At 44.1% G+C, this 12,425-nt stretch carries 13 protein-coding genes, 1 pseudogene and 1 riboswitch; of the genes and pseudogenes, 9 read left to right on the top strand and 5 right to left on the bottom strand.

Translation table 11 applies throughout. The features are described from left to right. Positions 1–198: DUF4432 family protein (locus tag FLB61_RS04185; RefSeq protein ID WP_221919466.1), on the top strand; the 198-nt coding region annotated here is incomplete at its 5' end. A 163-nt stretch (positions 199–361) separates the two neighbouring features. On the opposite strand, the gene FLB61_RS04180 is transcribed toward FLB61_RS04185, so the two are convergent. Then, positions 362–973, bottom strand: coding sequence for a PepSY domain-containing protein (locus tag FLB61_RS04180; RefSeq protein WP_087201209.1), 612 nt, complete (start codon positions 971–973; stop codon positions 362–364). 335 nt (positions 974–1,308) lie between these two features. Between FLB61_RS04180 and FLB61_RS04175 the strand changes: the two genes are divergently transcribed. Genes FLB61_RS04175 through FLB61_RS04165 form a run of 3 tightly spaced genes read left to right on the top strand, consistent with a single transcriptional unit; the run spans position 1,309 to position 3,634 of the window. Next, positions 1,309–2,109 carry a MerR family transcriptional regulator gene (locus FLB61_RS04175; protein ID WP_221919465.1) on the top strand — a complete coding sequence of 267 codons (801 nt, stop codon included), beginning with the start codon at positions 1,309–1,311 and terminating at the stop codon, positions 2,107–2,109. Then, on the top strand, positions 2,106–2,921 hold the full coding sequence (locus FLB61_RS04170; RefSeq protein ID WP_221919464.1) for an ABC transporter ATP-binding protein: 816 nt from the start codon (positions 2,106–2,108) through the stop codon (positions 2,919–2,921). Before FLB61_RS04175 ends, FLB61_RS04170 begins: the two co-directional genes overlap by 4 nt. Continuing rightward, positions 2,918–3,634 carry an ABC transporter permease gene (locus tag FLB61_RS04165; RefSeq protein WP_087213322.1) on the top strand — a complete coding sequence of 239 codons (717 nt, stop codon included), beginning with the start codon at positions 2,918–2,920 and terminating at the stop codon, positions 3,632–3,634. Before FLB61_RS04170 ends, FLB61_RS04165 begins: the two co-directional genes overlap by 4 nt. Positions 3,635–3,685: 51 nt before the next feature. On the opposite strand, the gene FLB61_RS04160 is transcribed toward FLB61_RS04165, so the two are convergent. Together FLB61_RS04160 and FLB61_RS04155 are read right to left on the bottom strand one after the other, a co-directional pair. After that, on the bottom strand, positions 3,686–5,038 hold the full coding sequence (locus tag FLB61_RS04160) for a sensor histidine kinase (RefSeq protein ID WP_221919463.1): 1,353 nt from the start codon (positions 5,036–5,038) through the stop codon (positions 3,686–3,688). Next, a complete protein-coding gene (locus FLB61_RS04155) occupies positions 5,035–5,709 on the bottom strand; it encodes a response regulator transcription factor (protein ID WP_221919462.1) in 675 nt (224 codons plus the stop codon). Before FLB61_RS04155 ends, FLB61_RS04160 begins: the two co-directional genes overlap by 4 nt. A gap of 133 nt (positions 5,710–5,842) precedes the next feature. Next, positions 5,843–6,012, top strand: a riboswitch (M-box (ykoK) riboswitch). 205 nt (positions 6,013–6,217) lie between these two features. On the opposite strand from FLB61_RS04155, the gene mgtE reads away from it, so the two are divergent. Beyond that, entirely contained in the window at positions 6,218–7,552 is a 1,335-nt protein-coding gene (mgtE, locus tag FLB61_RS04150) for a magnesium transporter (RefSeq protein WP_087213330.1), read from the top strand. A gap of 56 nt (positions 7,553–7,608) precedes the next feature. On the opposite strand, the gene FLB61_RS04145 is transcribed toward mgtE, so the two are convergent. Next, entirely contained in the window at positions 7,609–7,809 is a 201-nt protein-coding gene (locus FLB61_RS04145; RefSeq protein WP_087201197.1) for a type II toxin-antitoxin system antitoxin, read from the bottom strand. Between the two features lie 25 nt (positions 7,810–7,834). After that, on the bottom strand, positions 7,835–8,821 hold the full coding sequence (locus tag FLB61_RS04140) for an SPFH domain-containing protein (protein ID WP_221919461.1): 987 nt from the start codon (positions 8,819–8,821) through the stop codon (positions 7,835–7,837). 190 nt (positions 8,822–9,011) lie between these two features. On the opposite strand from FLB61_RS04140, the gene FLB61_RS04135 reads away from it, so the two are divergent. The 4 genes and pseudogenes from FLB61_RS04135 to FLB61_RS13330 form a co-directional block, all read left to right on the top strand. After that, a complete protein-coding gene (locus FLB61_RS04135) occupies positions 9,012–9,410 on the top strand; it encodes a putative signal transducing protein (protein WP_087213333.1) in 399 nt (132 codons plus the stop codon). Positions 9,411–9,562: 152 nt separating this feature from the next. Further along, on the top strand, positions 9,563–11,266 hold the full coding sequence (locus FLB61_RS04130; RefSeq protein ID WP_221919460.1) for a glycoside hydrolase family 32 protein: 1,704 nt from the start codon (positions 9,563–9,565) through the stop codon (positions 11,264–11,266). Beyond that, positions 11,244–11,939 carry an HAD family hydrolase gene (locus FLB61_RS04125; RefSeq protein WP_221919459.1) on the top strand — a complete coding sequence of 232 codons (696 nt, stop codon included), beginning with the start codon at positions 11,244–11,246 and terminating at the stop codon, positions 11,937–11,939. Before FLB61_RS04130 ends, FLB61_RS04125 begins: the two co-directional genes overlap by 23 nt. Further along, a pseudogene (locus FLB61_RS13330) lies at positions 11,920–12,420 on the top strand (O-acetyl-ADP-ribose deacetylase); the annotation flags it as partial. The gene FLB61_RS04125 and the pseudogene FLB61_RS13330, both read left to right, overlap by 20 nt. Between the last annotated feature and the right edge of the window lie 5 nt (positions 12,421–12,425).

Below are 12,425 nucleotides of genomic sequence, written 5' to 3'. Positions count from 1 at the left end.
CTCCACTTCGATCCCCAAAAACTAGACAGCTTTACTGAATGGAAAATGATGGGGGTAAGAGACTACGTGCTGGGATTGGAATGTGGAAACTGCTATCCGGATGGACGAGACCAAATGAGAAAACAAAAAAGACTCAAATTTGTCGAACCAGAACAAAAACTGGACTATACGGTACAGATAGAATTGTATGAAAAATAACAAAAATTTAGAAAAACAAAGAACGGGGACGTGTTCCGACTGATCGGAACACGTCCCCGTGATTTTTATTGAATTTCCGCGGTTTACTGACATTTTCTGGATTTCTACTTCGTGTACCTGCTAGTCGGAACACGTCCCCATATCATCTGTAAAACCCTTAGACTTACAGGTTTTCTTCGCTCCATTTTAGAAATGTGCCTGTATTTGCGTCAATTTCAAATTCGTATTCTTTTTGCTGATAGATGATATCTCCTTCGTAAGTGTATTTGCCGTCATCAAATTCCAGTTCCATTTTTAAATCAGTTTCGGAGGCTCCAGGTACTCTGTCCAGAGCGGCTTTTTTTGCATCTGCCTCGCTGATTTTTACGTTTGCATTGTTTGTAGTTTGTGTATTCTGCTGCTGGGTGTCATCGGTTGTGTTGGTATTATTATTTTGGGCCGTATTTCCTGTGTCGGTGGCACCATTCTGATTTTGCTGGTTTGCATAGTTTTCATCGGTGTCAACATCAGAGCTTAGGATTTCGCCGTTTTCTGCGTTGATTTCGTAGTCATATTCTTTTTCATTTACATCAAATTGTACATCATAGATTGTCATTCCGTCATCTCTGTCTTTGGAGACACGGATTCTTGTGGCATCGGATTCCTGAACGCCTGCGTTTTCCAGAGCTACTTTTTTAGCTTCGGCTTCGCCGATATCTTTTCCGCTTCCGCATCCTGCTGCGAGACCAAGTAATGTTGCAGAGATAAGTGCTGTTAAAATATATCTTTTCTTCATAATAAATTCTCCTTTCGCCTTCCGGCTTGTTTTTTGTTTCTTGTTTGTTGTTGATTAAAGTATAGGATTCCAAGATTAAAGGAAGATTAAATCTCAAAACTTTTTAAATTTTTTTTGAGAAGGATTTTTCATTAAAAAAGTGCCGAGAAACAGCGGAAATACGTTGCTTTTCTATTTTTATTTAACAGTAATTCCCAAATTTTTCCTTAAATGTTCGAAAGGCAGGTACCCGTATTTACCGCGTGTCATGTCCTTAAGGTTGTCTTTTCTCAAATATAGTATTGCTCGTGACGCAGCGTAATGATCTATAATATGTGTCAGGAGGCGAAATGATTATGGCAAAATACAGAGCAATACCGCCGGGGTTTATGACAGTTGGAGAAATGGCAAAGAAAATGGGCGTTACCGTCCGTACTTTGCAATACTACGATAAAGAAGGGCTGCTTTCCCCATCAGCAGAAAGCGAGGGAGGGCGAAGGCTTTATACAGATAAGGATTTGATTACCCTTCATCAGATTATATCTTTGAAATCACTGGGGTTTTCTTTGGACGATATAAAACAACATCTGATTTCTTTAGAGACACCTTCCGATGTTGCAAACGCTCTTACAGAGCAGGCAAATAATATACGTAAAAAAATAGATCAGCTGACCGCTTCTTTGACGGCGATAGAACAGTTAAAAGCAGAAGTGCTGCAAATGAAGACAGTAAATTTTAAAAAATATGCGGATATTATCGTCAATCTGCAGATGAACAATGAATTTTACTACCTCATTAAGCTCTTCGACGATGATACGCTTGACCATATACGCGGTCAATTTGATAAAAAAAGCGGGTTGGACTTTATGGAAAGATTTAACCATTTGAGTGATGAAATTGTACGGTTAAAAAAAGACAATGTGCTGCCTGAAAGCGAAAAAAGCCAACAGATTACAAAAATGTATTGGGAATTGATCATGGAGTTTACGAACGGAGATATGAGCATGCTGCCCAAACTGATGGAAATTGGACAGATTGATACTGCAGCAAATGCATGGGAAGAAAAGCAAAAAATCGTGAACGATTATTTAGAGCCAGCTTTGCAGGTGTACTTTTCCAGGCTCGGAGTGAATCCGTTTGAGGAGGCAAAAAAATGAGAAGTGCTATACAGGTTTGTGAATTAAAGAAAAGTTATGGCAGCCATGTGGTTCTCAAAGGACTTGATTTTCAGGTCGAGCCAGGAGAGATTTTTGCCTTGCTTGGCGTAAACGGAGCAGGAAAGACAACTGCTTTTGAATGTATCGAAGGTTTGAGAACTTATGACAGCGGTATGATCACGGTAAACGGTAAAATGGGGATTCAGTTACAATCATCATCTTTGCCTTCTCACATGAAACCAATGGAAGCTGTAAAACTGTTTGCGAAATGGAATAAGGCAAAGATTGACGATGTTATGATTGAGAATCTCGGTATAAAAGAAATGGAAAAGAAACAATATATCCAGCTGTCAACAGGGCAAAAAAGGCGATTACACCTCGCTCTTGCACTTGTCGGCAATCCGGATATTATTTTTCTTGATGAGCCAACGGCGGGAGTTGATGTGGAAGGCAGGCTGTCACTGCACGAACAAATCCGAAAACTTCAATCCAAAGGCAAAACGATTGTGCTAGCAAGCCATGATATGGCGGAAGTAGAAACATTATGCGACCGTATTGCAATTTTGAATGGCGGCAAGATTGCTTTTTGTGGTACGGTTTCGGAGCTGACCGAAAAAGTTGGGAAAAAATACCGTATTCATATCAAAACGCAGCAAGGGACCAACACTTTTGAAACGGATAATATAGAAGATGCCTTACTTTCCCTGCTCGGAGAATTAAAACACAGGGGTATTGGAGTGTTGGATATTAAAGTTGATAAAGGTACACTTGAACAGCATTTTATTGAAATGGCAAGGAGGGAAGGATCATGAGTGGTTTTTTGTATGGCGCTGCGTTACAGTGGAAACTGGATATAAGAAGCAAATCTTTGTTGGTTACCTGCTATATCGTTCCTCTTATTTTCTTCCTTCTCATGGGCGGTATTTTTACATCTGTTATGCCTAAGATGAGAGATACGCTGATACAATCTATGATCGTGATGAGCGTTTCAATGGGAGCATTTATCGGATTGCCGCCATCGCTGATGGAAACTTATGGAAGCGATGTAAAAAAGGTTTATAAGGCAAACGGAGTGCCTTTATACTTAGGTCTTGTCACGATGTTTTTTTCCACATTTGTCCATTTGATGATTACCTGTATTATTATACTGCTGTTTGCCCCTGTATTGTTTGAGGCGATTTTACCGATACATTTACCGAGATTTTTTCTTGCGCTTGCCATATACATAGTGGTATCGCTCAGCATTGGAAGTATATTGGGACTGATCGTAAAAAATCAGGCGAAGCTAACAATGATCGCACAGCTTGTATTTTTACCATCTATCCTGCTTTCGGGGATCATGTTTCCTGCTGATTTGCTGCCAAATTTTCTGGAAATGTCAGGACGCATTTTCCCTGCTTTCTGGGGATATAGATTAATGTTGAACAATGGATTTCGGTTTGAAAATCTGTGGTATTTTATAGCTGCATTTTGTGTGGCAGTAATCACATGCGGCATGCTTATATCTCATACTAAAGATATGTAAAAAAAGAGTCTTGGAGTATAGTCCCAAGACTCTTTTTCTGATAACAGAAAACTATTTTAGTGGAAGGAGAAATGTAAATGTGCTGCCTTTTCCGAGTTCGCTTTCTGCAGTAATAGTTCCCCCGTGCGCTTCCACGATCCATTTGGTCATGGAAAGTCCAAGCCCCGAATGTCCCGAATCAGTGCGTGAGGTGTCTGCCCGGTAGAATCGTTCCCAGATATGGGGCAGAACGTCTTTGGAGATGCCGATGCCGTCATCTTCTATGGAGCCTGTGATGAAATTGTTCTGTACAGACAGGCGGGCGTATATGTTTCCGCCTTGTTTTCCATAGGACACCGCGTTGGAAAAGAGGTTTGTCAGCATGCGGATGAAGAATGTTTCATCTACATTGTACCAGATGTCCGGTTCGATTTCCTGGTGGATTGTAATCTGCTTTTCATGGGCAAGCAATTGCTGTTCTTCCGCTGTCATTTCCATGAGTTCGCTGATATTCAGGCACTCAAGGGTAAGCTTTTGGCGTCCCTGGTCTGCTCTGGATAGGAGAAGGAGCTGGGAAATCATCTGTGCCATATTCTGTGCTTTGCGCTCAATCAGTTCCAACTGGGCCCGCTGACTGGATGTCAGTGTCGGATCTGTGAGAAGGGCGTCACACTGGGTAAGGATGACGGTAATGGGTGTTCGAAGCTCATGGGAGACATCAGATGTAAACTGTTTCTCACGCCCGAAGGCCTTTTCCAGCTGCTCCAAAAGCTGATCAAAAGTGTTGGCAAGATGGTAGATCTCGTCCTTTCCGTCTCCGAGATCTACCCGACGGGACAGGTCTTCGTCCGCTTGGATTTTCCGAACCGTTTCTGTGATGAGACGAACTGGTTTCAGCGTACGCCGTGTAAACCTGTATCCGATGATGGCTGTAAGAATCACAAGAAGCGGCAGAATGATCATGGCAAAGCGGAGTGTGATGAGGAAACCTTCCTCCGCCCGTGTCACAGAAGTAATGCCCCGAATGTAGACAGGTCCATAGTCTTCTGCATAGTACTCCAAATCAAATACAAACCATTCCGAAGAATTTTCCGTGATGGTACGCAGCCTTCCGTCCTGAAAGTCTGGCTGTTTGTCGAAACCGTATGGAACGCGTCCGTACAGAAAATCTCCGTTTGTTCCGTAAAGGGAAAGATAGATATTGTCCTCCAGATTATAAAAATCGGAATCCACTTTCAGTTTTCCAGCATCGGATCCAATATCTTCCATACTTTCCTGAACATGCTTTTGAAGCTGCATTCTTTTGGAGGAAAGTACTTCTTTGTTGCTGAGGGAAAATAAGATTCCAAGAGCTACACACGTTACAAGCATCATGAAAAATGTATAAATAAGTGTGAGTTTCAGTTTTAATGACATGCGTTTCATAATGGCTTCCTCAATACATATCCGGCGCCCCGGACTGTGTGGATCAATTTTGGTTCGTATCCGTCGTCAATCTTCCGGCGCAGATACCGGATATAGACATCAATAACGTTGGATCCCCCTGTAAAATCATAGTTCCAGATGTGCTGTTCCAGCTTTGCGCGGGAAAGTACGATACCTTCGTTCTGGATCATATAGCGGAGCAGAGAGAATTCTTTCCCGGACAGTTTGATCTCTGTGTCGCCGCGGTAGACTTGGTGGGTGTCAAGAAGCACTTTCAGGTTGGCGATCTGTAAACAGTTGGTTGGAGTGGCCGAAGGACGGCGCAGCAGCACACGGATCCTGGCTAAAAGTTCTTCAAATGCGAACGGCTTTACAAGATAATCATTTGCCCCTGCATCCAGCCCAGCGACCCGGTCTTCAATGCTGTCTTTTGCAGTCAGAAGAAGAACGGGGGTATTGATCCGACGCCTGCGTATTGTCTTTAGGACAGTCAGTCCGTCCATAACAGGCATCATGATATCGAGGATCAGCGCATCATATTCTGCACAGGCAAGATAGTCCAAGACTTCCTGGCCGTTCAGGCAAGAGTCCACACTGTAATGCTCCTCTCTAAGTCTAGAGGTAAGGATCCGGTTTAAATCTTTTTCGTCTTCTGCAATCAGTATCCGCAAAGTATCAGCCTCCTTGATTATGTGAAATGGAAAGGCGAAATCAGCCTTCATACTAATCTTTAGTATATAGCACATTTGGAAAGAATGAAATAAAAACTTGACAGAATGTGGAAGGGGAAGTATGATGGTAAAGGAAATAATTCGGTAGGTGAGGTTACCACAGGGATTTGGGAAACCTAAGATTGCTGCCGCAGATTTGTGGAGACACAATGCGCTGGTTAGCAGGGTATGTCGAAAAGAAGGCATAACCTAATGCAGTTGATACGCCCTGTGATACTAAAGCTTGAACGTATGAAAATGCAGATGAGCAAGGCATGTGATCCCTCCGGAATGAGATTCCGGAGGCTTTTTTATTTTATGTGTAAAAATACGGATATATATGATCACAAGGCTTGCAGTAAAAAGATAATAGAAGAAAGGCAGGTGAGTGTAATGGACGCAGGAGGCAGTTATGACTCGAAGAAGTATACGGATCAGAAAAAATTGAACAAAGAAAGAAGGTATTGCTATGAACAAACAGATTTTTATGGATCTTCTGGAAAAGAAAGAGTTCAAGGCAGTGAGAAGTATTCTGGAAGTGATGAATACTGTGGACATTGCAGCTCTCCTTGCCGATCTGGAAGATAAAGAGCTGATTCAGGCATTTCGCCTCATTGAGAAGTCAAAAGCGGCGGATGTGTTTGCTCAGATGAGCAGCTCCATGCAGGTGTACCTGGTTGAGATGTTTACGGAGAAGGAACTGCAGGAATTACTAAACGATCTTTACATGGATGATACTGTTGATTTGCTGGAAGAACTTCCGGCGAATTTAGTGACAAGGATCCTTGATCATGTAAGTAAGGAAAAGCGAGACCAGATCAATACGATCCTGAACTACCCGGAAGACAGTGCGGGGAGCATTATGACGACGGAGTATGTGGATCTCAAGAAAACAACGACCGTCAAAGAGGCCATGGCTCATATAAAGGAAACGGGAATTCGCAAGGAGACGATCTATACGTGCTATATTTTGGAAAACCGCAGGTTGATAGGGATTGTTTCGGCGAAAGACCTGATGACGATGGATGATGATCTGCAGATGGAAGAACTGATGGAGACGGAAATCATATCCGTCACGACTCACACGGATCAGGAGGAGACGGCACGGTTGTTTGCCAAATATGATTTGCTGGCGCTCCCGGTACTGGATATGCAGGGATATATGGTGGGAATCGTGACTATCGATGACGCTTTGGATGTCATAGTGGACGAAACCACGGAAGATATGGAGATCATGAACGCCTTGAATCCAAGTGAAAAAACGTATTTTGAGACTTCAGTTGCAGTACATGCAAAAAACCGGATTGGATGGCTTCTTGTTTTGATGCTCTCCGCTACCATCACACAGACGATCATCGCGCGGTACGAAGCGGCATTTGCGGCATTGCCTCTCCTTGTATCCTTTATCCCGATGCTTACGGATACGGGCGGAAACTGTGGATCTCAGAGCTCCACTCTTGTAATCCGTGGCCTTGCTCTGGACGAGATTCATTTCCAGGATATTTTCCGTGTCGTGTTTAAAGAATTCCGGGTCGCTCTGCTTGTGGGAGTCGTCCTCGCAGTGACAAACGGAATCTATATCATGGTACGTTATCATGACCCGATGATGGCAGTCCTCATTGCCATTTCTCTTACGGCAACTATTATTATGGCTAAGATCATCGGATGTATTCTGCCATTATTCGCAAAGAAACTGCATGTCGACCCGGCCATCATGGCTGCGCCGTTGATCACAACGATTGTAGATGCAGGATCTATCCTGATCTACTTCCAGGTAGCGACACACCTGTTGGGAATGGTATGATAAATGAAAAAAAGAAAAATTGCGGGAATCTGAAACAGATCCCCGCAGTTTTTCTTTTATATAGATTCTTCCATGTTTTGTTTATTTTGCGTTCGTTTCCGGTATTTCACACACTCTGTCAAAAGATATTCAATCTGTCCGTTCATAGAACGGAAATCATCTTCTGCCCATTGGGCAATTTCATTATAAAGAGTCTGAGAGAGCCGCAAAGGAACCTGCTTTTTGGCTTTTCCCTTATCGCTTGTTTTCTTTTCCAAAATGTGTCCCGCCTTTTCTTTTATTTTAATAGAGGGTTCCGCTGTTAACGATCGGCTGTGCATCTTTGTTTCCGCAGAGGACAACGAGGAGATTGCTTACCATGGCCGCTTTTCGTTCCTCGTCCAGCTCTACGATATCATTTTCGTTTAATTTGTCAAGAGCCATCTCTACCATTCCGACAGCGCCTTCCACGATCTTCTGTCTTGCATCGATAATGGCGGCTGCCTGTTGTCTCTGAAGCATTGCGGATGCGATTTCCGGAGCGTAGGCAAGATGGGTAATCCGCACATCAAGGATTTGAATACCTGCATTTTCTACTTTTTCCTGGAGTTCCAGACTCATGATGTGCGCGATTTCCTGACTGCTTCCGCGAAGTGACTTTTCATCCTCTCCTTCATTTACGTCATACGGATATTTTCGGGCAGTGTTTCGAATAATAGCATCGCACTGAATGGAGAGATAGTTTTTGTAGTTCTCTACATTGATGACAGCCTGTGTAGGGTTGATAACTTTCCAGATGACAACTGCTCCGATTTCTACCGGGTTTCCAAGTTCGTCGTTTACTTTCTGCTTCGCATTGTCAAGTGTCATGGTTTTCAGAGAGATCTTTTTGACTCCGGTACTTACAGAAGTGTGGCCGCCGCTTCCTACAGTGATGGAACTCTTCCGTACAGGATTGATAGCCGTACAGAATGGATTGACCCAGAAAAATCCGGATTTCTTGATGGTGCCGTAATATTTCCCGAATAATGCAAGTACAATGGCTTCGTTTGGATTAAGTACTTTCAGTCCGCACAGCCCAATGATGGCTGCGATCACGATCAGCATACCGACGGAAAAAATGGCGACAGCAGCTCTATCGGAAAGCATCCCGGACTCAGATAGAACAGGACCAGCGATGCAAGCTGCAATTCCGGCGGCGGTTATGAGAAGAAAGAAAAAAAGCATCACAAACCCGTTCTTGGCGTGTAAAATCCGTTCTTCCAAAGTTACATTTTGACTGTTCTCCATAACTGATTCCTCCTATTAATGTATGAGTTGAAATGATATTATTTTGATATCATAATAGATCTAAATCAAGAAAATGTCAAGAGCGGAGAGAAAGATTTATCGATTGAAAAAAGAAAAGAACAGGGCTATAATGATTCTATACGAACAACTGAAAATCCGATGATCCGATATGTGGGGCGGAGGTGTTTTTATGGCAGTGAAAGCGAGAAAAGAAGCTGTAGAGGCAATGAAGCCGGTAAAGATTTATACGGCGGGAGACAGGGTAGAGGCTGAAATGCTCCTGGAAGCACTTCACAGAAATCATATCCAGGGATTTCGGGAAGCTCCGGGAAGCGGAGGAGCCATGGATGTATATACCGGAAACTCTATCTATGGAGAGAAAATCTATGTGGATGAGCTGGATGCATCCAGAGCGATGGAAATTATCGAATCGGTTCTTTCTGAAGCGGAGCTTTCTACGGCGCCAGGAGATGAGATACCAAAGAATGCGCAAACGCTTCCGAGATGGGTTACAGTTGGCTTTTTGACTGCAATGATAGCAGTCATCGGCACGACAATCGTAATCGCAGCGTTCCATTTTATAGGATAACGGAAAAGAGACGGCATCTTACTTACGAAGAAGGGAGGTAAGATGCCGTTTTGCTGCAAAGGGCACTGTTTTTGTGGTATACTAAAGTAGATGTAAAACAACAAACGAAGGCTGAGTTGAGGTACGGCCTGCTGCGACAGGAGGGCGAGGACATGATCATTCATACACAGAAATACAGACGACTGGAGTTGTTTATAAAGACAAAACCGGGGAAGACAGGGACGATCCAGGTTATTTCCGGAGGAGTGTACAAGACGATACGGACGACAAAGTACCGGCAATGGATACGCATGGCAGTAAATCAGGGGACTGCTTATGAGCTTTATACAGCAGACTGCGACATTTCTTATGCATATCTAAGCGGGTTGGATCAGATCATGGAGAAAGGCGTCTGCTTTTTGCAGGATGGGAGTACATACGAAAAACAAGACCTTGGGGAATGGTACGACACACCGATGCGGACACAATATCATTTTATGCCGTTCAAAGGCTGGATGAATGACCCGAACGGGTTCTGTTTTTACCGCAACTATTATCATCTGTTTTACCAGTTCCATCCGTTTTCAGAGGAATGGGATAACATGTACTGGGGCCATGCTGTAACCAAAGATATGGTACATTGGACACATCTTCCGGTCTGTATAGAACCTCAGACAGAGCTTCTGGAAGATCCGTCTCTTGTGGGAGGGGCGTTTTCCGGGCATGCGTTTGTTGATCAGGATGAGAAAATGAGACTATTCTTTACAAGACACATATCCAGGAGGGAAGAGCCAAGCGAGATGATGGAATACCAGGTCGTGAAAGAATCAAGAGATGGACTTGAATTTGAGCGGGAAGAACCATTGATCCAAGAACAGGAAAAAGGACTTTTAAAAGATATCAGAGACCCCAAAGTCTTTGTGGAAAATGGAATATATAAAATGCTTTTGGGCACAGGGACAGAAGAGTATCCGGCTATCGCACTTTATACATCACGAAATCTCCATCATTGGACCTATGACGGGACAGCCTTTGAGGAGCTGGAGGCAGATCATGCATTTCCTTTGGAATGTCCGGATCTTTTCCGCACCGGTGGAAAATGGATCCTTACAGTTGGGTACTGTGGACACCGGGACGAAGCAGGGAGAAAGAACGGCGTTTATTACTATATCGGCGAGTGGTACCAGGACAGATTTCATCCGGAGAAAAGGGGACTCTATGATTTCGGAGGCGACCTCTATGCTGTCCAGTCTGTGAAGACAAGAAATGGTATCGTATCCATCGGATGGATACGGGATACATTAAAAGAACATGTGAAGTCTCAAAATGGAGGATGCGGCAGTATGAGCATCCCGAGGATTACTTATATCCGAGATGGAAAACTGTATCGGAATCCGCTGCCGGCAATCTATGGACAGATAGGGGAGACGCTCTATGAAGGCAAAGATTCCCGGGTAAAGCTGGAGACAATCAAAGGAAATACATATCACGTAAAGCTTCAAATGAAAGAGGCGGCAGACTTTCGGATGACACTTTTTAAATGGAAGGATCGAAAGCTCTATCTTGAGCAGCAGAACGGGCAGACAAGATTCCGCACAGTTGGAATGGGATCCAAGAATATTCTTTATCCTGCAGAAACACAGATGGTAACAAAGGTAGAAGTTTTTGTGGACAGAAATGTATGTGAAGTTTTTTTGAATGACGGGGAAGATTCCGGGACAAAAAAATTTTATCAGCAGTCGGATATGGGAATGTTTGAGATCCATGTCCACGGAGACGGCGCGGTAGAGAGCTTGAAGGTAGAAATGATGAATGGCATCTGGCAGACAGAGAAAGCCGGCGGAGGGAGAGCGCATGATACGGACAGTGTTATTTGATATGGACGGAACATTGATCGATACAGAAAAATATCTGACGAGATTCTGGGTGCAGGCGGCCAAAGAGGCAGGGTTTGCACTCACGATAGAGGAAGCCTGTCAGTTTCGGAGCTTTGCAAGTACATATGCGGCACCTTATTTTGCGGAAAAATACGGAGCTGGTTTTGACTACATGGCTATCCGGGAACGCAGGAAGGAGCTGATGAAGCAGCACCTGGAAAAGTATGGGGTAGAGAAAAAAGCGGGAGTGGACGAGGCGCTGGCCTCACTGAGGAAAATGCATATAAGGACGGCGGTAGTGACAGCTACAGATGAGGAGAGGACAAGAGTATATTTGCAGCAGACCGGCATTTATGATTTGTTTGATGAGATTGTCTGTGCGACCATGGTAGAAAGGGGAAAGCCATTTCCGGATGTATATCTGTACGCGTGTCGGAAGATGGGGGAAAAACCGGAAGATTGTCTTGCAGTGGAAGATGCGCCAAACGGTATATATTCGGCACATGGTGCCGGCTGTAAAGTTTTGATGATTCCCGATTTGACAGAGCCGGATGAGGACCTTATGGAGCATATCGACTGTGTTGCCGAGTCTCTTTTAGAGGTTCCGGAAATTGTAAAAAACTGGGGAAAAGAAAATGGTTTGGAGGCGGCAAATGGGAAGATTGAAAATTGAAACGGGAGATATTACGACATACAAGGTAGACGCGATTGTCAATGCTGCAAACACATCCCTGTTGGGAGGGGGTGGAGTGGATGGTGCTATCCATCGAACGGCCGGACCGATGCTCCTGGAAGAATGCAGGAAGCTTCATGGATGTGAGACCGGACAGGCAAAGATTACGCAGGGATTCCGTCTGCCTGCAAGATATGTGATTCATACACCTGGGCCAGTCTGGCGCGGGGGAAGCAAAAAAGAGGAAGAACTTCTGGAGTCTTGTTATCACAACAGCCTGCTCCTGGCGGAGGAATATGGACTTCAGACAGTAGCATTTCCTTCTATCAGTACGGGAGTGTACGGTTTCCCTGTGGAAAAGGCAGCAGAAATTGCAGTGAGAACAATCCTTCGGTTTCTGAAAAGCGGAAGCCGGATAGAAGAAGTGACGATGGTCTGCTTTGACCCGGATACAAGAAAGGCCTATGATCGGGCAATAGATAAGGC

The sequence above is a fragment of the Sellimonas caecigallum genome, from assembly GCF_019754295.1.
Classification (GTDB): Bacteria; Bacillota; Clostridia; order Lachnospirales; family Lachnospiraceae; genus Sellimonas; species Sellimonas caecigallum.
Note: the sequence above shows the minus strand (reverse complement) of the source record. Positions and strands in the feature narration are given on the sequence as shown.